Below are 21,165 nucleotides of genomic sequence, written 5' to 3' on the forward strand. Positions count from 1 at the left end.
GTTTATCTGCCAAATATAAGGCCGTCTGAAAACTAAATGGTTTTTCAGACGGCCTAAAATCTTTATTTTCTCACGTCCCAAATCATGTATATGTAAAACTTACAGTCCCATGGATTAGATTCTCAACCGATATTCTGGGGACAATCAGGCAAATAAAAGTCGTTAACTGCTCAATACATCGCCCTTCTTCGTCAAAACATATTGATAAACTTCTTCTACCGTAGCCTCATCATAGCTTTTGCCAAAGCGTTTTTTGTAGCCCAGTTCGTATAGTTTTACATGATGCCCTTCCGGGATTTCGACGCCCACATTTTCCAAACACGATTTGGCGCAATGCAGATGACAGCCGTCAATAACCAACATCGGCCGTCCGGACTGCGCTTTGCGTACCAACGGCGCGACTTTGCCGCCCACGCCGGAAATGCACGACATTTCAAACTCTCCTGCATGGTCAAGCGCCACGGCTGTGTTGTTGGCCAGCTGCGCCACATCGGAACATCCGGAACAAGAATAAATCAAGGGAAGCTCATTACGGTTAGGCATTTTCTATTTCCTTCGGTAGCGGTTTTTATCTTTATGTGTCCATCCATGGTCAGCCTATCGGGCGCATCATACGTGGTATGCTGATATTCGGGTTACAGCTTACTAGTTAGACTGTTCAACAAACCCCATTATGCTTTGTAAATCATCGGATTGAAAGACAAGACATTTTTTATCCACTTCCTCTGCTTTAATATCCATTGGCGTATATGTTTTTGTACCATCCTCTTTTTCTTGCAGTTCTATTTTTGAAGGAGGACATAAAATTTTCAGATTATTCGCATTTATCCATAATTTTCCATAAAGGAATACATCATTCTCGTTACGATCCAAAGTCAGTTTTGAATAATCATTGGTAAATTTTTCTTCCTTTATTTTTAAATTAGAAAGTTTCAACCCTGTACGCTCAAAATAAGGTTTATTGACTTTAAACCATGAATAATCCTTTTGGACAAAGCCTATTGTTCGGAATATATTTTCTAATCTTAACCCAACAGATGAACCGGAAAGTTGTAGTATTGAAGATGAAATCAATGCCACTCCCACTAATAAAATCGGCATAATTAATATGGTAGCAACAGTAGCTTTGGGGTCTCCTCTTCTGATTCCTTTCCTTTTGTATCCATACCTAACTAACAAGACTACAACTGTCCAACATATGGCAGTAATAAATGCATCCAAAACAGTAGAGATACTCCAAAATCCTATCCACGAAAAAACTAAAGATATTATAATTAATACTGTGGTTATAAATTTGTCAAATACATTAGATTTATGATTTTGTGTGAAAATAACGGTATAAGGTAAGAAAAGTAGAGTTACCCCAAAGAAGAAAACGACTGCAGCAAAAAATAAGATCCCATTAATTCCGCTATCAGCTAAGATAGCTGTAAAAAATATGGATGAGTTTATTCTGAAAAGATATATAAGCAAGAATAAAAAAACTAAGACCGATAGTATAGGAAGACTTGCTAAAAATATTGTGGCATAAAAATAAAGCTTCTCCAAATTGGTTTTATCATTTAACAATTCTTCAGATTTAGATATTTCATTTAAATTTCTTACCAAACAGTCTAGCTTGTCCCGTAAGAATTTTAAGCTAACATTACTTCGAATATCCGATATCTTTTTCTTGATTTCTTTATGGGTTGAACTGATTTCAATGGATTCTAATAATTCTTCATCTAGAAAAACGAAATTTTGTTGAATACTATAAATTTCTTTTTCAACTAGATATGAAAAATATTCTTTTTCACCAAGTCTATTAGCTAACTTGCATATAATCAAAATTTGATTTAAATTTTGATTTAAATTTTTTTTACATTGACAAATTTCATATTTTAATCCCTTATTATAGGTGCTCCTTTGAATATCCGAGATACCTTTCTTTAAATTATCTATTTTAATAGCAATAATTCTACTATCTAGATTAATTCTATCATCTTTAAGTTTTTTAATATCAGATTGAATTGATTTGATTGCTTCATAAACCTTGATGTATGTATCAATATTTTTCAATGCATCATTCATCTCAATGCGCCTCTTCCCAATTCATCCCCACGCCCACTTCAGCCACCAGCGGCACGTTCAACATCCCTTCGTCCACTTTCGCCATAATCTGCGGCAGTTTTTCTTTGACTAAATCCAGTTCGGCTTCGGGTACTTCCAACACCAGTTCGTCATGCACCTGCATAATCAGTTTGCTCTTCAGGCCGTCTGAAACCAGCCAGCGGGACACGTCTATCATGGCGCGTTTGATGAGGTCGGATGCGGTGCCCTGCATGGGGGCGTTGATGGCGGCGCGTTCGGCTCCGGCGCGGGCGTTGGCGTTTTTGTTGTGGATGTCGGGCAGGTAGAGGCGGCGGCCGAACAGGGTTTCGACGTAGCCTTGGGCGGCGGCTTGTTCTTTGGTGCGCTGCATGTATTCGGCGACGCCGGGATAGCGGGCGAAGTAGCGGTCGATAAAGTTTTTAGCAGAGATATTGTCGATGCCCAATGATTTGGCGAGGCCGTATTGGCCCATGCCGTAGATCAGGCCGAAGTTGATGGTTTTGGCGTAGCGGCGTTGTTCGGGCGAGACGTTTTCGGGGACGATGCCAAATACTTCGGCGGCGGTGCGGCGGTGTACGTCTTCGCCGTTTTGGAACGCTGTAATCAGGGTTTTGTCGCCGGAGAGGTGCGCCATGATGCGCAGCTCGATTTGGGAATAGTCGGCGGAAACGATGACGCTGCCTTGCGGTGCGGTAAAGGCGCGGCGCACGCGGCGGCCTTCGGCGGTGCGGATGGGGATGTTTTGCAGGTTGGGGTTGTTGCTGGCGAGGCGGCCGGTAATGGCGACGGCTTGAGCGTAGGTGGTATGCACGCGACCGTCTTTGGGCGAAATCATTTCGGGCAGTTTGTCGGTGTAAGTGGATTTGAGTTTTGCCAGGCTGCGGTTTTGCAGGATGATTTTGGGCAATGGATAATCGGGCGCGAGCTGTTCGAGCACGGCTTCGTTGGTGGAAATGCCGCCTTTGGCAGTTTTTTTCAGTCCTTTGGTGGGGATGCCCATTTTGTCGAACAGGATTTCTTGAAGCTGTTTGGGCGAGTTGAGGTTGAACGGCTGGCCTGCAGCGGCGTAGGCTTCTTGTTCGAGCTTCATCAGTTCGGCGCCGAGTTCTGCGCTTTGGCGGGCGAGTTCGGCGCGGTCGATTTGCACGCCATTGCGTTCCATTTCAAACAATACTTGCGCAACGGGCAGCTCCATTTTTTCATACATTTCAAGCTGTTTGGCGTCCATTTGCGCGCGCAAGTGCGCTTCGAGGCGCAGGGCGAAATCGGCGTCTTGGGCGGCGTATTCGGTCGCCTGCCCGATGGCGACGTCGGCAAAACTGATTTGCTTCGCGCCTTTGCCGCACAGCGATTCGTAGGTAATGGTTTCCAAGCCGAGCCAGCGTTCGGACAATTCGTCCAAGCCGTGTCCGAGATGGCTCTCAATAATGTAGGAAGCGAGCATGGAATCGCCGGCAATGCCGTTCAGGGCGATGTCGTAGTTGGCAAAAACGTGTTGGTCGTATTTGAGGTTTTGCCCGATTTTTTTCAGGTCGGGGTTTTCCAAATGCAGTTTCAGACGGCCTAATACGTCTTGCAAATCAAGCTGTTCGGGTGCGGCAGTCAGGCTGTGTCCTACGGGGATGTAAACCGCCTCCCCTGCTTGAAACGCAATGCTGATGCCGACCAGCGAGGCGTTCATCGCGTCTAGGGACGTGGTTTCCGTATCGATGCCGATTTTGTCCGCCTGAGCCAGTTTCTCCAACAAGGCGGCAAACTGCGCTTCGGTGGTAATGGCTTGATAATCCAGTTTCTCAGGGGCTGGGGCGAGTTCGGGCTGTTTTTCAGGCTGTGTTTCTATCGCCAATGCGGCTTGTTCACCAATATGCTCGCTGCCGAACAAATCAGTGTTTTGCGCTTCGTGCATACGGCTTTCCGCCTCTTTCAGCCAAGTGCGGAAGCCCCAGCGTTTGAAATCGACAACCAGCTGCGCCCATTTAGGCGTAGTGCGGCGCAGGCTTTCGAGGCCGTCTGAAAGCTCGGTGTGCAAATCCAACTCGGTTTTAATCGTTACCAAATCATACGACAGCGGCAGTTGTTCCAAAGCGGCTTGCAGGTTTTCGCCCACCTTGCCTTTGACTTCGCCAGCGTGTTCCATCACGCCTGCCAGCGAGCCATAGGCTTCCAACCACTTCACCGCGGTTTTCGGGCCGCACTTTTCCACGCCCGGCACGTTGTCCACCTTGTCGCCCATCAGCGCGAGATAATCGCGAATTTGGTCGGGACGCACGCCGAATTTTTCCTTCACGCCTTCAATGTCTAGCGTTTCACCGCTCATCGTGTTCACCAGCGTCACGCGTTCGTTCACCAACTGCGCCATGTCCTTATCGCCGGTAGATACCACCACGTTCCAACCTGCTTCGCTAGCCATCTTAGCCAAAGTGCCGATAACGTCATCCGCTTCCACCTGCGGAATCACCAATACCGGCCAGCCCATTAGGCGCACCAAATCCGGCAAGGCTTCCGCCTGCGGGCGCAAATCGTCCGGCATCGGCGGACGCGTCGCCTTATAGTTGGGGAACATCTCGTGGCGAAAATTTTTGCCCTTCGCATCAAACACCACCGCGCAATAGTCGTGCACATAATCCGCCCGCAGGCGGCGCAGCATGTTCAACACGCCATACATCGCCCCCGTCGGCGCACCGTCGGGCGCAGACAAATTCTGCCCCATAGCATGATAGGCGCGGTAAAGATAAGAAGAGCCATCAACGAGAAGGAGTGTGGGTTTATTGGACATGGAGAACCTGCTGTGTGTATAAAAATAATGTACGGATTATAAAGGAAAAGGCCGTCTGAAAACCGAAAATCAAGTTTCAGACGGCCTTAAATATACGGTTTTAAGCATTGCGCCCCAGAATCCTATATTGGATATTTTTATCCAAATGAATACAAACCAAAACAAACGAATATGAAAGCAACGAACTGTATCTCAATCAGTATGCGCATTGCTCAAGAAGATGCTGATTTTATTGCTGAACTAAAAATGGAAGGTGCGAATACGCCATCTGAAAAAATCTGTGAATTGCTCAAGCCGGCGTGCTTGGCGCATCCCGGATAAAGTTTAAAAATTTCCTCAAACATCGTCCTTTTCTCATTGTGTATGTTTTTTGGGCTTGGATGTTTATGAAAATCTGATTGCATTTCTTCGTTATATAAAATAAGCCAAGTTTTCAGACGACCTTCTTTGTCGGAAAGGTCGTCTGAAAAGAAAAACGCCGCGTGGAGCTTATCCTTGCGGCGTGTGGCGGAACAAATCAATAGTCGATATGTTCGCTGATAATCTTCAGGTCAGGCCATGAAAAGATGATGTCGTATTCGTGTCCGTTTTTGAAGCCTTCAGCTTTCAGTACGGGACGGCCGATATGATCGTCGGCTTCAATTTCATGCACGATATAGCCGCGTTGTTCGAGTATCCGCATTACTTGTGCACGTTTTTGCTCGAAAGACGGATCGCTGTAAATTTTGTATTCGATGTAATCATCATCGTAATACTTGCCGTCGCGGTAACGGTAGTCGTCATAACGGTCATCATGACGATCATAACGCTGCTCGTAACGGTCAGTGCGATCAGTACGATCAGTACGATAGTTGTCATCATAGTTGTAAGAATTAGGGGCGGCACAAGCGGTCAGTGCGATACTACCTAAGAGTAATGCTGATAAAAGTTTTTTCATATCGTATCCTTTCGGGACGTAGGGGTAAGTCAAATAAAGAATATTCGGAAGCTGATTATAAATCAACGCGTTCTTCGATAATGTTCAAATCGGGATAAGACATCACGATTTTGTATTCCAAGCTGCCTTTGTAGGCCTCAAATTCCAAAACAGGTCTTGCCCAATGTAGGTCCGTGTCAGAATCGTGGACTTCATAGCCTCTGTTATGCAGGATAGACAAAGCGCGGTCGTGGTATTGCGCGAACGCCGGATCTGTCTCCATACGGTATTGGGCGTAGTCTTCGTAAAAATCAAAACCTTCTGTTGCAAGAAAAATGGCGCAAACAGCGGTGACCGGAAATAGTAATTTCTTCAAAAGCGGTTTGGACGGTTTTGTATATTGCGACCCAGAATGTTTCATTCTGTTCCCTTTGTGTCTGTTGTCGGTATAGACATTTAAACACGCAGGACTTAGGGAAAAATTAGGAGCGTTTTCAGATGGCCTTTCTTTACGGTACGCACATATCATCTGAAAATAGGGGGATTTAATGATTTATGCCATCTACTCATCTATCGACATTTCAATGCCAAGCTGCTTATCTTCAGGCAAATAAAAAAGCACAACATTTCGTTGTGCTTTTTCTTGATGAACCCACATTACTTGTTTTTTTGCGAACGAAGGTAATCCAAAGTTTTCAGCTGGGCAATGGCGGCTGCCAATGCTTTGTGCGCTTCGGCCAGAGATTTATCATCTTTGGCTGCAGAAACACCTGCCTCGGCTGCTTTTTTAGCTGCTTCAGCACGCGCCTGATCCATTTCGGTACTGCGGACGGCAACGTCTGCCAATACAGTAATCTTATCAGGCTGTACTTCTAAAACGCCACCGGAAACGGCAACCAGCACTTCTTCAGCTTCACCCGGAACAGTCAAACGCAATGCGCCGGGGCGTACCAAACTCATAATCGGCTCGTGTCGTGGATAAATACCAAGCTCACCTTGAACGGTCGGAACCACCACAAAGCTGACCTCGCCCGAATAGATGTTTTGCTCGCTACTAACCACTTCAACTTGCATGGTGCTCATGCCGGCCTCCTTAGTTTAAGGTTTTCGCTTTCTCAGCCGCTTCTTCGATGCCGCCTACCATGTAGAACGCTTGTTCAGGCAGATGGTCGTATTCGCCGTTCAAGATGGCTTTAAAGCCGGCGATGGTGTCACGCAATGAAACGTATTTGCCTGGAGAACCGGTAAATACTTCGGCAACGTGGAACGGTTGAGACAGGAAGCGTTGGATTTTACGGGCACGCATCACAGTCAGTTTGTCTTCGTCAGACAATTCATCCATACCCAGAATGGCGATAATGTCACGCAATTCTTTGTATTTTTGCAGAGTAGACTGTACACCGCGCGCTACGTCGTAGTGCTCTTGACCCAATACCATCGGATCCAATTGGCGTGAAGTAGAATCAAGCGGGTCAACAGCCGGGTAAATACCCAAAGATGCAATATCACGGCTCAATACGACGGTGGCGTCCAAGTGGGCGAAAGTTGTCGCTGGAGACGGGTCAGTCAAGTCATCCGCAGGTACATATACGGCTTGGATGGAAGTAATGGAACCGGTTTGGGTAGAGGTAATACGCTCTTGCAAACGACCCATTTCTTCAGCCAATGTCGGTTGGTAACCCACTGCAGAAGGCATACGGCCCAACAGTGCAGATACTTCGGTACCGGCCAGAGTGTAACGGTAGATGTTGTCAACGAAGAACAATACGTCGCGACCTTTACCGTTTTCGTCTTTTTCGTCACGGAAGTATTCGGCCATAGTCAAACCGGTCAAAGCAACGCGCAGACGGTTGCCCGGAGGTTCGTTCATTTGGCCATATACCATGGCTACTTTATCCAATACGTTGGAATCTTTCATCTCATGGTAGAAGTCGTTACCTTCACGGGTACGTTCACCCACACCTGCGAACACGGACAGACCGCTGTGCGCTTTGGCGATGTTGTTGATCAATTCCATCATATTCACGGTTTTGCCCACACCGGCACCACCGAACAGACCTACTTTACCGCCCTTAGCAAACGGACACAGCAAGTCGATCACTTTAATACCGGTTTCCAACAATTCGGTAGTTGAAGACAACTCGTCGAATTTCGGAGCAGTTTGGTGAATAGCACGGCTCTTGTCGGTATCGATCGGACCCGCTTCATCAACAGGCGTACCCAATACGTCGACAATACGACCCAATGTACCTTTACCTACCGGCACAGTGATTGGTGCACCAGTATTACTTACAGACATGCCGCGTTTCAGGCCGTCTGAACTACCCATTGCAATAGTACGGACAACGCCGTCACCCAGAAGCTGTTGAACTTCCAGAGTCAGACCGTTCTCGTCCAATTTCAGGGCATCGTAAACATGCGGGATAGCGTCGCGTGGAAATTCCACGTCAACCACCGCACCAATAACTTGTACGATTTTGCCTTGGCTCATTATCGTATCCTAATTTCCTGTTCAGGCTCCAGACGGCATTAAACTGCCGCTGCACCTGCTACAATTTCTGACAATTCTGTGGTAATCGCGGCTTGACGCGATTTGTTGTACACCAAGCGCAATTCTTTGATGGCATTGCCTGCGTTATCGGTTGCGGCTTTCATCGCTACCATACGCGCGGCTTGTTCAGATGCCATGTTGTCGCTCAATGCCTGATAAACCACAGACTCTAAATAGCGGCGAACCAAATATTCCAATACGGCGATAGGACTCGGCTCGTAGCGGTATTCCCAAGTAAATGAAGAATGACCTGTTCCGTCGTCAATGACGTTTTCACCGATAGGCAGCAAAACTTCCATACGCGGCTCTTGGCGCATTGTATTGACGAAACGTGAGTAAACCATATGGATACGGTCTAATTCATGCTTCTCATAACGTTGGAAGATTTCGGTCAGAGGGCCGAGCAACAATTCCATTTTTGGGGTATCACCCAAATTGGTTGCACTGGCAATAACATTCAAACCGATGCTTTGGCATGCAGCCAAACCTTTACTACCTAGGCACACGACTTCGACTTCGATGCCTTGTTCCTGATACTCTTGAACTTGCGCCAAAAACTTTTTCAGTACGTTTGCGTTCAAGCCACCGCACAAACCTTTGTCCGAGGTAATCAAAATGAAACCGGCACGACGCACTTCGCGGTGCGGCTCCAACAATTTGATACCATGATCGGCATTAGTCTGTGCAAGATGGCTCATCACTGTACGCACTTTTTCGGCGTACGGACGCGCTAAGCGCATCCGGTCTTGAGTCTTCCGCATTTTAGAGGTCGACACCATTTGCATCGCTTTAGTGATCTTTTGGGTATTTTGAACACTACGGATTTTGGTGAGAATCTCTTTTCCGACTGCCATTTCAGACTCCTTTCATCTCAATACTTATGCTTGGTAAGCGTAAGAAGATTTGAAAGATTTCATGGCTTCGGTCAATGCTTTTTCGCTTTCGTCAGACATTGCGCCTGATGCATTAATCGCTTCCAGAACGTCAGGATGTTGCGTACGTACGAAACTCAAGAATTCTGCTTCGAAAGCCAAGGCTTTGGATACCGGAACATCTGCGTAAGAACCGTTGTTGATCGCCCACAAAGTCAATGCCATTTCGGCAGTGTTCAATGTGCTGAATTGTTTTTGTTTCATCAATTCAGTAACCACTTCACCGTGTTGCAGCTGTTTGCGTGTTGCTTCGTCCAAATCGGAAGCAAATTGCGAGAATGCCGCCAATTCACGGTACTGTGCCAACGCCAAACGGATACCGCCACCCAGTTTTTTGATGACTTTGGTTTGTGCTGCACCACCTACGCGCGATACGGAAATACCGGCATTGATTGCAGGACGGATACCGGCGTTGAACAAGTCGGTTTCCAAGAAGATTTGGCCGTCTGTAATCGAAATTACGTTGGTTGGTACGAATGCTGATACGTCACCGGCTTGGGTTTCAATAATTGGCAACGCAGTCAGAGAACCGGTTTTGCCTTTTACTTCGCCATTGGTCAGTTTTTCAACTTCGTTTTCGCTGACGCGGGCTGCACGTTCCAACAGACGGGAGTGCAGATAGAATACGTCGCCAGGATATGCTTCACGGCCAGGAGGACGGCGTAACAGCAGAGAAATTTGACGGTATGCAACGGCTTGTTTAGACAAGTCATCGTATACGATCAACGCATCTTCACCACGGTCACGGAAGAATTCACCCATGGTACAACCGGAGTAAGGAGCGATATATTGGAGTGCAGCGGCTTCAGAAGCAGTTGCAGCAACCACGATAGTATGCTCCATCGCGCCATGCTCTTCCAATTTGCGTACTACGTTGGCAATAGAAGATGCTTTTTGACCGATAGCCACATAAATACAGATTACGCCTGTACCTTTTTGGTTAACGATGGCATCCAGTGCTACGGCAGTTTTACCGGTTTGACGGTCACCAATAATCAGCTCACGTTGGCCACGACCAACCGGAACCATAGAGTCAATAGCTTTCAGGCCGGTTTGCATTGGTTGGTCAACCGATTTACGCGCAATCACACCTGGTGCAATTTTTTCGATTGGAGCAGTCAATGTTGTGTTGATTGGACCTTTACCATCGATAGGACGACCCAATGCATCAACCACGCGGCCAACCAGTTCACGACCGATCGGCACTTCCAAAATACGGCCGGTACAGGTAACTGTATCGCCTTCTTTAATGTGTTCGTACTCACCCAACACTACGGCACCGACGGAGTCACGCTCCAAGTTCATGGCCAGACCGAAAGTGTTACCGGGAAATTCGAGCATCTCACCTTGCATCGCGTCTGACAAGCCATGAATGCGCACAATGCCGTCTGTAACAGAAACAACGGTACCACGGGTACGCACTTCTGCATTGACGGACAGATTTTCGATTTTGGCTTTAATCAAATCGCTAATTTCAGCAGGATTAAGCTGCATGAAAACTCTCCTAATTTGTCATAGTCGCATACAAAGCATTCAGTTTGCCTTGTACGGACAAATCCAAGACCTGATCACCCACTTCTACTTTGATGCCACCGATTAATTCAGGGGCAACTTTAGTTACCACATCCAATTTGCTGTTGAAGCGTTTTGTCAGGATATCGGTAACATCGGCCAGCTGCTGAGAACTGAGCTCATACGCGCTGTAAATTACTGCCGATTTCGTATTGTTGTGTATCAAGGTCAAATCTTGATATTGGGCATAAATTTCCGGCAATACCAGCAAACGCTTTTGCTCGGCCAAAACGGTAATAAAATTTGCCAATTCGACATTTTTGATACCGACAAGACCTTTGAGCGTTTCTGCCTTTTCGGAAGCTCCCGTTTCCGGTTGCTCGATGAGAGCAATGACTTTCTCATCTTGAACAACCGCTGCGAGTTCTTTCAGTTCGCCCAACCAAGACTCGATTTGGTTTTTTTCCTGAGCCAGACTAAACAATGCTTTCGCATAAGGTCTGGCAATCGTTGCGAACTCTGCCATAAGATTACAGCTCCTGTTTTAAGGCACTGAGCAGATCTGCATGTTTGGAAGCATCGACTTCTTTACGCAGGATAGATTCCGCACCTTTAACAGCCAATGAAGCGACCTGTTCGCGTAACACTTCGCGTGCACGGTTAACTTCTTGCTCTACATCAGCTTTTGCTTGGGCTGCAATGCGTGCTGCTTCATGAGAAGCTTGCTCTTTGGCTTCTTCTACAATTTTTGCAGCACGTTTTTCGGCGTTGGCAACCATTTCGGTTACCTGATTACGCCCTTCGGCCATAAGTTCTGCAACTTTTTTCTCTGCCTGCTCAAAATCGCTCTTACCGCGCTCGGCGGCAGCCAAGCCCTCGGCGATTTTTGCGGCACGCTCATCCAATGCTTTGGCAATCGGAGGCCATACGAATTTCATCGTAAACCAAACCAAGCCAAAGAAAACTAGGATTTGCGCAAATAAGGTTGCATTAATATTCACGTTACTTAACCTTCGTATCTGGGTTAATCAAACAGACCATAAGCCTGTATCTGAACGGATCGCTCCGTCTTGATTACGCAGCACCAAACGGGTTAACGAAGGCGAACAACAGGGCAATAGCCACACCGATCAAGAAGGCCGCGTCGATCAGACCAGCGATCAAGAACAGTTTGGTTTGCAGAGGACCGATCAGCTCAGGTTGGCGAGCAGAAGATTCCAAGTATTTAGAACCAACCATTGCGATACCGATAGAGGCACCCAATGCGCCCAAGGCAACGATCAAACCACATGCGATAGCAATCAAACCCATTTTTAAACTCCTTAAAATAGTAAAGGTTAAACTACAAAAAACAAACTACGAAAAAACTACTTGATTAGTGTGCATCATGCGCTTGTCCGATATATACGAACGCCAACGCCATGAAAATAAATGCCTGCAAGGTGATAACCAAAATGTGGAAAATCGCCCAAGCCAAACCGGCAATCAGGTGGAACACAAATAAAATCGGATCCAAAGTTTCGATGCTGCCGGTTGATGCCCATGCACCACCCAACAAAGCAATCAGCAGGAAGACCAGCTCACCGGCATACATATTACCAAACAACCGCATACCGTGGGATACGGTTTTGGACAAAAACTCTACCAAGTTCAACAAGAAATTGGCCGGAGCGAGCATCGGACCGAAAGGCGCGCTGAACAATTCGTGAATCCAACCGCCAAAGCCTTTGATTTTGATATTGTAATAAATACATACCAACAATACGCCAATTGCCAAAGCCAAAGTCGTATTCAAGTCAGCTGTCGGCACGACGCGCAACAGGGCATGATGATTACCGGTAATGCCTTGCCATGCCATTGGCAGCAAATCAACCGGCAGCATATCCATGGCGTTCATCAGGAAAATCCAGACAAATAGGGTCAAACCCAAAGGCGCAACAGCTTTACGCGATTGTTCGTTATGGATAATGCTCTTACACATGTTATCCACGAATTCGAACAGAATTTCAACAGCCGCTTGGAAACGACCGGGAACACCAGCCGTCGCTTTTTTGGCACCGCGCCACAAAAGGAAGCTGCCGATTACGCCCAACAGAACGGCAAAAAAGATTGCATCAAGGTTAATGAACGAAAAATCAGCAATGTTTTTCAGTCCTTGACCCTGAGTAACATCCGACATACTGGTCAAGCTTTGCAAGTGGTGCTTGATGTAGTCGGCAGCGGTCATAGTTTCACCTGCCATAGTGTTTCACTCTCAACAATACTAAAAAAACCAAATGACTGACACTGAGTAACCCCAATAAGAATGGGAAAAATACCAGCGATTGATGCCATATCGCAAAAACGACCGACATAGATACCAGCGACAGCACTACTTTTAAAACCTCTCCACCGACAAACATTGAACTTTGCAGATCGGGATTTCGTCGGGAAAACTTTAAAAGTAAAACTGCAACAAGGGTAGGCAAAATGTACGAAAATCCTCCCGCCAAAGCAGAGAGGAGGCCGGGCAATCCGGAAAATAACGCACAAACAACTGAAATTATTAACAATACAATTACTTGCAATGGGACTATCCGATTCATTGTACTCCACACCCCAAAAACGCAAGGCAAATTAATATAATCAAGAAGTTTGTTAACGTCAAGCAATATGTTAATCTTTGTGAACCTTTCACAGATAAATGATTAACACATATAAAACAAATCTTTGCAGGAACGGAGTTTAACACAAATTACATGTTGCTACACAGATTTTACAGAAGATTTTGATTTGTATTGTAAGCATCTGTACGACCAGTCCTTTTATCAAAAACTCAGGCCGTCTGAAAATTTTTTTCAGACGGCCTGTTTATCAAACCGTTAAAACTCTTGATTAATGCCTAACTGTTTCAGCAGATATTCGAACGTTTCCGGCGTATCAAAATGCAGTACGATTTTGCCTTTTTTCTGATTACTGGTTTTGACTTCGGCATTGACACCCAATCTCTCGGTCAGGGCATCATTAATACGGCGGATATCCGGGCTGATGGTTTTGGCTGCTTCGGGCTTGGCTTTTTGATGTGCCAACTGGCTGCGGCGCTCTACCTCACGCACCGACCAACCGTTTTTGACTGCTTTTTGAGCCAACTCCAATTGGTCAACCACATGCAAGGTCAGCAACGCGCGGGCATGACCCATTTCCAGACGGCGTTGGTAAAGCATTTCCTGAACCGGCTCAGGCAGACTCAACAGGCGCAGGCTGTTGGAGATGGCGCTACGGCTTTTACCGACGGCTTTTGCGATGGTTTCGTGAGTCAGGCCGAACTCGTCGGCAAGGCGTTTTAAACCTTGTGCTTCTTCAATCGGATTGAGGTTTTCACGTTGCAGGTTTTCAATCAAACCCATGGCCAACGCGGTTTCGTCGCTGATAGTTTTGATGACGACGGGAATTTCGGTCAAACCGGCCAACTGAGAAGCGCGCCAACGGCGTTCGCCGGCAATCAATTCATATTGAGACAGACCACGTTCGCGTACGATAACCGGCTGGATAATGCCTTGCGCTTTAATGGAATCGGCCAGTTCCTGCAAGGCTTCGTCATCCATTTGCACACGCGCCTGATAGCGGCCGGGCTGAATATCGGCGATGGCAACCGTTGTCAGGCGGTCGCTACTGCTGCTGTCCACTGCATTGGAAATCAGCGAATCCAAACCGCGTCCCAATCCACCTTTTGCTTTTGCCATATTGTTTTCCCTTTCAGACGGCCTCATTGTTGAAATGACGTATTCTATCGGATATTGCCGCTTGACGACAATTTGAATCACTATGATTTGGCTATTGCCATTTATTTACGGAGCGAAACCGCAAACACGCCCCTTAAAGCATTACTCAAGCGGATTTCTTCCGCGTTTTCCAACATTGCGCGCGTGATGTGGGTTTCCTTGATTGTATCCACACCTAAATATAGCTGCGGCTGCTTCAATACCGCTTGGCGCATTACTCCGTTCAAAATATCCAAATCCAAAGACGGCGTGAGCCATTGTCCTTGATATTTGACAAACACATTGCTTCTTCCACCCTCTAACAACAGACCGTCTGAATTGAAAAACAGGCTGTCAAATGCACCCTGCCCTTCTGCCGTTTTCCATGCTTGGTCAAAAATTTCACGGCGCGTGGTTTTGAAGCGGCGCAGATAATCGCGTTGACTTAATGTGTGCTCACTCAAGATGACGTATTGCTGCCCATCCAATTCAGAAACAGCCGCATGGCTCAATGCAAGGCCGTCTGAAAACAAAGCGGCTTTAACTCTAAATAACCCACTTGGCAACGCATCTATATAGTGTTGAATTTGCTCTGCCGCATTTTGAGGCCAAAGCAGGTTGAGCGCTTGTGCCGAAATTTTCAGACGGCCTAAATGCAAATCGAGCAAACGGCATTGTTTGTCTTGCACGCGCATGGTTTCAAAAATACTGAAATCAGGCCGCAAGTCATTGAGAAAACGCGCCTTCCAACCGCACTCACGATATTCGGCTTCAGGATCGCTATCAATCACAATCCCCGAACCCACACCATAAACACCTTGATAAAGGCCGTCTGAAACCGGCTTCAGGGATAATGTGCGAATCACAACATTAAATACGCCTTCAAACCCCAAACCCGTATCGCACGGATGCAAAAAGCCGATGCTGCCTGTGTATAAACCACGCGGTTCGGATTCAAGAGACTCAATAATCTGCATACTCATGCGTTTGGGCGCACCAGTAATACTGCCGCACGGGAAGGCTGCACGGAAAATATCAGAAACCGAAACATCAGGCAGCGCCTGCGCCTCGATGGCACTGGTCATCTGCCAAACGCTGCCGAAACGGGAAACTTTAAACGGTTCAGGCACGCGTACTTTGCCCGTTTGCGCGATTTTGCCGAGGTCGTTGCGCAACAAATCGACAATCATCACATTTTCGGCGCGGTTTTTCGGATCGTTTTGCAATTCAACGGCGCGGCGTTCATCTTGTCCGTCATGAAGAATCGGCGCAGTGCCTTTCATCGGCTCGGTTTTGATCAGGCCGTCTGAATCGATTTTGAGGAAAAGTTCGGGAGAAAAACACAAAGTCCACGCATCCTGCCCTGCCCCGTCGGGCAGACAAGACAAAACGGCATACGGCACAGGCTGACGCAAACGGCGGTAAAGCTGGATCGGATTGCCGTAAGTTTGCAGGTGTAGACGCGCGGTGTAATTGATTTGATAGGTATCGCCGCGGCGGATGGCTTCGTGGATTTGGCGGATATGCTCGAGATAATCGGCTTCGGATACAGAGAATCGGGGAGTGGAGATGCCTGCCTCAAGGCCGTCTGAATGATTGGTCAGCCAGCTTTCGGCATCGATTTCGGAACAATCGGCAAACCAGTGCAAACACAAATTGCCACTGCGCGCGGATGAAATATCCATCAGTGGCAATCCGAATTCGTAGTCTGCAAACAACACTGCATGCAGACCTTTTTTCCAACCTGCCTGCAAAACATCATCCAACGACGCCAGTTCGTTATGATGAAAAAGGCAGCTTTCCACATGATTTTGATAGAGTTTTGCACGACCGCTTACCGCATCGTCGAACAGGGCGAAATAAGGCATGATGTATGATACAAATAGGCTGATTATACGCTGTTTTTACAAAAATTATCAAACAAGCCGGAAAAAATCGCTTATGTGTAATTTTATGTAGGCTAACACAGCATAAAGAGGTAAAATCAAGTCATACCACACCATATCATTTAAAACTTAATCGATAAGGAGACTTTATGGCAGACCACCAATTAGAACCGTTCGAGAATGTTGAACTGGGCGAGAAACAAGACCAGCTGCAAGTATTCGAAAAGGCTGTTTTGGAACACGAAGGACGCGGCACTGACGAAGATTCCAGCAGCGCACCGCTTCCTGCCAACTACCCGTACAAACAACGTATGCGCCGCTCTGTTTACGAAAAAGAAAAACAGAAGCTGCAAATCGAATTGTTGAAAGTACAAAGCTGGGTTAAAGATTCCGGTCAGCGTATCGTCAGCCTGTTTGAAGGCCGCGACGCAGCCGGTAAAGGCGGTACCATCAAACGCTTCATGGAACACCTGAATCCGCGTGGCGCGCGCGTGGTTGCTTTGGAGAAACCAACCACTACCGAACGCGGCCAATGGTATTTCCAACGCTACATCCAAAACCTGCCGACCGCAGGCGAAATGGTATTCTTCGACCGCTCATGGTACAACCGTGCCGGCGTAGAACGCGTAATGGGCTTCTGCGAACCTAACGAATACTTGCTCTTCATGCGTCAAACCCCTGAATTGGAACGTATGCTTGTTGCCAGCGGCATCCATCTGTTCAAATTCTGGTTCTCCGTATCCCGTGAAGAACAACTCCGTCGCTTCATCTCCCGTCGTGACGACCCGCTGAAACACTGGAAACTGTCCCCTGTGGATATCCAATCGCTCGACCGCTGGGACGACTACACCGAAGCCAAAAACGCTATGTTCTTCCACACCCACACCGGTGACGCGCCTTGGGTCATCATCCGCTCCGATGACAAAAAACGCGCACGTTTGAACTGTATCCGCTACTTCCTGCATCAGCTGGACTATCCGGGCAAAGACGTGAAAGCCATCGGCAAAGTGGACGAGAAAATCGTTTTGGTTCCTGATACACGTTACAAAGACAAAACTGTCGATCTCGGACACGATTAATTTGTAACATTACCAAAGGCCGTCTGAAATTTCATCTTTCAGACGGCCTTTTCTTAATCCTCGCGATTCCAGTACGTTTTTTGTGCGAATACCAATTTATTGTCAGTGAATTTCAAACTGTCCAAATTCAATGCCCAAACATCGCTTTTCATCACTCGAGCAGCAGGATGCACTTTGTAATACAAAGACTGCGCCGCTTTCAAATCCGCTTCATCCTCAATCAAAGCGGCAGTCGCCGCAAACTGAATGCCGCTGATTTTTGCGATGCTGTCAGGTTGTCCGGCAATGGTACCGGCTACTTTGTCTGACCGACTCATCATTCCGCCATGCTTCGTTTTCAAAGATGTCAACACAATCAATCGGGCATTGGCTTCATCAAACACATAAAAACAACAAGCCGCCCAAACTTCACCGTCTGCCGCAGCGGCAATACTGACGACATGATGATTGCTCAAAAATTTAACGATATTGGTAGGAATCGCTTGCATGATTTTTATCCTCTTTCTCAGTGTATTCAATTTATTTTCAGGCCGTCTGAAACATCAGCCCTGCCAGCGCGGCGCATCGGTTTGAAAAATACCGAACAAGTCCAAAGCATGAGAGACGCTGTGTGTAATCATATCTTCGATGGATTCAGGCTTCTGATATAAAGCCGGAACGGGAGGAAACACGATACCGCCCATCTCTGTCACGCGGCGCATATTGTCGATGTGCGCCAAGTTTAACGGCGCTTCACGCACCATCAACACCAGCTTACGCCGCTCTTTCAACGTTACATCCGCCGCACGGCTGAGCAAATTATCGGCAAATCCATGGGCAACCGAAGCCAAGGTTTTCATTGAACACGGCGCAATTAACATTCCATCCGTCAAAAACGATCCGCTGGCAATACTTGCCCCGACATTACGGACAGAATGTACGACATCCGCCAAAGCATAAACGTCTTCTTTGGTGTAATCCGTTTCCAAAGCGCGGGTCATCTCCGCCCCTTGCGAAACCACCAAATGTGTTTCTACCTGATGCTCACGCAAAAGCTGCAAAGCCTTCACGCCATACTGAAAACCGCTGGCACCGCTGATGCCGACAACCAAACGCTTCATTGTATTTCCCTGTCTCGGCCTAAAAATAAATGAAAGGCAGATTCTCAAGACGAAAAAATAACCGCTAAAAAGCGGTTAGATTTTCTAATGTGGTGCCGACAGCGAGATTTGAACTCGCACAGCCTACGGCCACTACCCCCTCAAGATAGCGTGTCTACCAATTCCACCATGTCGGCATAAATTAAATTGTCTTACTGCTGCTGAGGATTCGGAGCAACAGGAGTTGTATTGTTTTGTGCAGGCGTTGCAGGCTTAGGAGCTTGCTGGGTCTGCTTCACATCGCTGAAGTCTAAACCGTGCTTACTGGAATGGGTGTGAATATACACCATTGCCATGCAGGTCGCAAAGAAAAATGTTGCAGCAACGGCAGTCGAGCGGCTGAGGAAGTTGGCATTACCGGCAGAACCGAATACGCCTTGCGCGCTACCGCTGCCGGAACCGAATGTTGCGCCGGCATCCGCACCTTTACCGTGTTGCAGCAATACTAACACGATTACGAATAGAGCGGAAATAATATTAATAATCCAGATAAGGGTTTTAAAGGCTTCCATATGTTTTCTACGAGGCTTGTGCTGCGTTGATGATGGCGGTAAAGGAGTCATATGATAATGACGCGCCACCAACCAATGCGCCGTCTACATGAGGTACTGCGAAGATGTCGGCTGCGTTATCCGCTTTCACACTTCCGCCGTAAAGAACGCGGATTTTAACATCGCTTCCGCACAAAGACAAGATTTCTTTGTAGATAAATGCGTGCATGTCGGCGATTTGTTCGACGGTAGCAACTTTGCCTGTACCGATCGCCCAAACCGGCTCGTAGGCAACGGCGATGTTTTTGGTGTCCAAACCTTGCAGGATAGAAAGCTGGTGGGCAATGACTTCGTGCTCTTTACCGGCTTCGCGTTCTTCCAAGCTTTCGCCGACGCACAACAATGGAATCAGGCCGACGTTGAGGACGTTTTCCATTTTGCGGCGTTGGATTTCGTTTTTCTCGCCGAAATAAAGGCTGCGCTCGGAGTGGCCGATGAGGACGATGTCTGTACCGATGTCGGCAAGCATTTCGGCGGACACTTCGCCGGTGTATGCGCCGTTATTCGGGAAACGGCTCACATCTTGCGCACAGGTCAAGATGCGGTTGTTCAAAACAATCTGCATGGCGTTGTGCAGTTGCAACAGATAAACGGTCGGAGCGGCCAGGCCGATTAACACGCGTTCTGCGGTTGGCATGACACGGAAGCGGTGCATAAGCGCATTGTTGTTTTGGAGTCGGCCGTTCATTTTCCAGTTGCCGATAACCCATTTTTGGTCCCACATTCCGATTTGGTGATACATCTTTATTGCTCCGTGTGTTGGTTGTTGCTTGTTGTAGCGTCGTGTAATGTGAAAGTTTAGTGGATATATGTGCGCTTGGCAATTATTAACGGGCCTCCGGGGCCGTCTGAAAGATGGCACACTCTCCGACAAGGATTTATAATGTATGCTTCGATAAAATTAAGAATTGAACGGAGCACAAATATGGACTTTGAAAAAGCGCGTTTCAATATGGTTGAACAGCAGATTCGTCCGTGGGATGTCTTGGACTTCGACATTTTGGATGCTTTGGAGGAGATCGAGCGCGAACATTTTGTCGGCGAGGCTTTTCAAGGTTTGGCCTATGCGGATATGGAGCTGCCGCTGACCAACGGCCATAAGATGTTGGAACCCAAAGTCGTTGCCCGCCTGGCTCAAGGCTTGAAACTGAAAAAAGACGAAACTGTCTTAGAAATCGGTACAGGCTCAGGCTATGCAACCGCCCTGCTGTCCAAACTGGCCGGCAAAGTCGTCACTGACGACATCGATGCCGAGCAGCAGCAACGCGCCAAAAAAGTTTTGGACGAATTGGGCTTTACCAACGTCAATTATGTGCAAAACAACGGCCTGACCGAAGCATCGCAAGGCGCGCCTTTCGATGCGATTTATGTGGGCGGCGCAGTAGACAGCGTACCTGAAATTCTGAAAGAGCAACTGAAAGACGGCGGCCGTATGGTGGTCATCATCGGCCGCAAACCGGTACAACACGCGCTTTTGCTGACGCGTAACGGCAATGAGTTTTCCGAAAAGGTATTGTTCGACACCGTCGTAGCACACTTGGAAGACAAATCGGCCAATCCGTTTGGCGATTTCGATTTTTAAACAACAGGCCGTCTGAAAATTCAGACGGCCTCATGCTTTTACCCAACCCTATGACCGACATCATCCAACTCTCGCCCACCGAATTGAAACAATGGCAGGACGAAGGCCGCGCATTTCATCTGCTCGACGTCCGCACCGATGAAGAACACTCCATCTGCACCCTACCCGCCGCCATTCATATCCCGATGAACCTCATCCCCCTGCGCCAAAACGAGCTGCCCGACGACGATTTGCCCATCGTCATTTACTGCCACCACGGCATCCGCAGCCTGCACACGGCAATATATTTGGAAGACGCCGGATTTGAAAACCTCTACAACCTGCAGGGCGGTATTGATGCTTGGGCAATGCAGGTTGACAGCAAAATGATGCGGTATTGAATCGGTTTTATCAATAAAAGGCCGTCTGAA

Annotated in this window: 24 protein-coding genes and 1 tRNA gene; 4 read left to right on the plus strand and 21 right to left on the minus strand. The window is 47.4% G+C overall.

Annotation, left to right across the window (positions count from 1 at the left end):
* Positions 1–162 precede the first annotated feature (162 nt).
* The 3 genes from ACTHRE_RS10120 to polA form a co-directional block, all read right to left on the minus strand.
* Positions 163–543, minus strand: coding sequence for a putative zinc-binding protein (locus tag ACTHRE_RS10120; protein WP_003748129.1), 381 nt, complete (start codon positions 541–543; stop codon positions 163–165).
* Positions 544–645: 102 nt separating this feature from the next.
* Positions 646–2,070: a hypothetical protein gene (locus tag ACTHRE_RS10125; RefSeq protein WP_377073348.1), complete on the minus strand. Its 1,425-nt coding sequence runs from the start codon at positions 2,068–2,070 to the stop codon at positions 646–648.
* 1 nt (position 2,071) lies between these two features.
* Complete coding sequence (gene polA / locus ACTHRE_RS10130) at positions 2,072–4,867, minus strand: DNA polymerase I (protein WP_377073350.1); 2,796 nt, start codon at positions 4,865–4,867, stop codon at positions 2,072–2,074.
* Positions 4,868–5,038: 171 nt separating this feature from the next.
* On the opposite strand from polA, the gene ACTHRE_RS10135 reads away from it, so the two are divergent.
* A complete protein-coding gene (locus ACTHRE_RS10135; RefSeq protein WP_377073377.1) occupies positions 5,039–5,188 on the plus strand; it encodes a hypothetical protein in 150 nt (49 codons plus the stop codon).
* Between the two features lie 196 nt (positions 5,189–5,384).
* Here the strand turns inward: ACTHRE_RS10135 and ACTHRE_RS10140 are convergent, their stop codons facing one another.
* The 13 genes from ACTHRE_RS10140 to ACTHRE_RS10200 form a co-directional block, all read right to left on the minus strand.
* Entirely contained in the window at positions 5,385–5,804 is a 420-nt protein-coding gene (locus ACTHRE_RS10140; protein WP_377073352.1) for a PepSY domain-containing protein, read from the minus strand.
* Positions 5,805–5,859: 55 nt separating this feature from the next.
* Positions 5,860–6,204 (minus strand): hypothetical protein, encoded by a 345-nt coding sequence (locus tag ACTHRE_RS10145; RefSeq protein ID WP_070583869.1) that lies wholly within the window; start codon positions 6,202–6,204, stop codon positions 5,860–5,862.
* Between the two features lie 236 nt (positions 6,205–6,440).
* Entirely contained in the window at positions 6,441–6,866 is a 426-nt protein-coding gene (locus ACTHRE_RS10150) for a F0F1 ATP synthase subunit epsilon (RefSeq protein WP_377073354.1), read from the minus strand.
* Between the two features lie 10 nt (positions 6,867–6,876).
* Complete coding sequence (gene atpD / locus ACTHRE_RS10155) at positions 6,877–8,274, minus strand: F0F1 ATP synthase subunit beta (RefSeq protein WP_003683789.1); 1,398 nt, start codon at positions 8,272–8,274, stop codon at positions 6,877–6,879.
* Positions 8,275–8,312: 38 nt separating this feature from the next.
* Positions 8,313–9,188: a F0F1 ATP synthase subunit gamma gene (gene atpG / locus ACTHRE_RS10160; protein ID WP_070646548.1), complete on the minus strand. Its 876-nt coding sequence runs from the start codon at positions 9,186–9,188 to the stop codon at positions 8,313–8,315.
* 24 nt (positions 9,189–9,212) lie between these two features.
* On the minus strand, positions 9,213–10,760 hold the full coding sequence (gene atpA, locus ACTHRE_RS10165; protein ID WP_070646547.1) for a F0F1 ATP synthase subunit alpha: 1,548 nt from the start codon (positions 10,758–10,760) through the stop codon (positions 9,213–9,215).
* 10 nt (positions 10,761–10,770) lie between these two features.
* The gene (locus tag ACTHRE_RS10170; protein ID WP_070646546.1) at positions 10,771–11,304 is read right to left on the minus strand and encodes a F0F1 ATP synthase subunit delta; all 534 of its coding nucleotides are present in this window, start codon (positions 11,302–11,304) and stop codon (positions 10,771–10,773) included.
* A gap of 4 nt (positions 11,305–11,308) precedes the next feature.
* Positions 11,309–11,779 carry a F0F1 ATP synthase subunit B gene (locus ACTHRE_RS10175; RefSeq protein WP_003708446.1) on the minus strand — a complete coding sequence of 157 codons (471 nt, stop codon included), beginning with the start codon at positions 11,777–11,779 and terminating at the stop codon, positions 11,309–11,311.
* Positions 11,780–11,852: 73 nt separating this feature from the next.
* The gene (atpE, locus tag ACTHRE_RS10180) at positions 11,853–12,089 is read right to left on the minus strand and encodes a F0F1 ATP synthase subunit C (RefSeq protein ID WP_003676106.1); all 237 of its coding nucleotides are present in this window, start codon (positions 12,087–12,089) and stop codon (positions 11,853–11,855) included.
* A 64-nt stretch (positions 12,090–12,153) separates the two neighbouring features.
* On the minus strand, positions 12,154–13,020 hold the full coding sequence (atpB, locus tag ACTHRE_RS10185; RefSeq protein WP_036472483.1) for a F0F1 ATP synthase subunit A: 867 nt from the start codon (positions 13,018–13,020) through the stop codon (positions 12,154–12,156).
* On the minus strand, positions 13,010–13,363 hold the full coding sequence (locus ACTHRE_RS10190; protein ID WP_081451150.1) for an ATP synthase subunit I: 354 nt from the start codon (positions 13,361–13,363) through the stop codon (positions 13,010–13,012). Before ACTHRE_RS10190 ends, atpB begins: the two co-directional genes overlap by 11 nt.
* Positions 13,364–13,639: 276 nt before the next feature.
* Entirely contained in the window at positions 13,640–14,500 is an 861-nt protein-coding gene (locus tag ACTHRE_RS10195; RefSeq protein WP_070459768.1) for a ParB/RepB/Spo0J family partition protein, read from the minus strand.
* Between the two features lie 101 nt (positions 14,501–14,601).
* A complete protein-coding gene (locus ACTHRE_RS10200; RefSeq protein WP_440345271.1) occupies positions 14,602–16,386 on the minus strand; it encodes a chorismate-binding protein in 1,785 nt (594 codons plus the stop codon).
* A 167-nt stretch (positions 16,387–16,553) separates the two neighbouring features.
* Between ACTHRE_RS10200 and ppk2 the strand changes: the two genes are divergently transcribed.
* Positions 16,554–17,483, plus strand: a complete 930-nt coding sequence (gene ppk2 / locus ACTHRE_RS10205) for a polyphosphate kinase 2 (RefSeq protein WP_070583865.1) — start codon at positions 16,554–16,556, stop codon at positions 17,481–17,483.
* A gap of 53 nt (positions 17,484–17,536) precedes the next feature.
* On the opposite strand, the gene ACTHRE_RS10210 is transcribed toward ppk2, so the two are convergent.
* The 5 genes from ACTHRE_RS10210 to tpiA form a co-directional block, all read right to left on the minus strand.
* The gene (locus ACTHRE_RS10210; RefSeq protein WP_377073360.1) at positions 17,537–17,971 is read right to left on the minus strand and encodes a pyridoxamine 5'-phosphate oxidase family protein; all 435 of its coding nucleotides are present in this window, start codon (positions 17,969–17,971) and stop codon (positions 17,537–17,539) included.
* 54 nt (positions 17,972–18,025) lie between these two features.
* Positions 18,026–18,583, minus strand: coding sequence for a UbiX family flavin prenyltransferase (locus ACTHRE_RS10215; RefSeq protein WP_377073362.1), 558 nt, complete (start codon positions 18,581–18,583; stop codon positions 18,026–18,028).
* A gap of 90 nt (positions 18,584–18,673) precedes the next feature.
* Positions 18,674–18,759 (minus strand) — tRNA-Leu (locus ACTHRE_RS10220).
* 15 nt (positions 18,760–18,774) lie between these two features.
* Complete coding sequence (gene secG, locus ACTHRE_RS10225; RefSeq protein ID WP_004519013.1) at positions 18,775–19,134, minus strand: preprotein translocase subunit SecG; 360 nt, start codon at positions 19,132–19,134, stop codon at positions 18,775–18,777.
* Positions 19,135–19,141: 7 nt separating this feature from the next.
* The gene (gene tpiA / locus ACTHRE_RS10230) at positions 19,142–19,915 is read right to left on the minus strand and encodes a triose-phosphate isomerase (RefSeq protein WP_049331716.1); all 774 of its coding nucleotides are present in this window, start codon (positions 19,913–19,915) and stop codon (positions 19,142–19,144) included.
* A 183-nt stretch (positions 19,916–20,098) separates the two neighbouring features.
* On the opposite strand from tpiA, the gene ACTHRE_RS10235 reads away from it, so the two are divergent.
* A complete protein-coding gene (locus ACTHRE_RS10235) occupies positions 20,099–20,755 on the plus strand; it encodes a protein-L-isoaspartate O-methyltransferase family protein (RefSeq protein ID WP_377073365.1) in 657 nt (218 codons plus the stop codon).
* A 50-nt stretch (positions 20,756–20,805) separates the two neighbouring features.
* Positions 20,806–21,135, plus strand: a complete 330-nt coding sequence (locus ACTHRE_RS10240; RefSeq protein WP_070606223.1) for a rhodanese-like domain-containing protein — start codon at positions 20,806–20,808, stop codon at positions 21,133–21,135.
* Positions 21,136–21,165 lie beyond the last annotated feature (30 nt).

The organism is Neisseria sp. P0001.S007, from assembly GCF_051963655.1.
Taxonomy (GTDB): domain Bacteria; phylum Pseudomonadota; class Gammaproteobacteria; order Burkholderiales; family Neisseriaceae; genus Neisseria; species Neisseria subflava_A.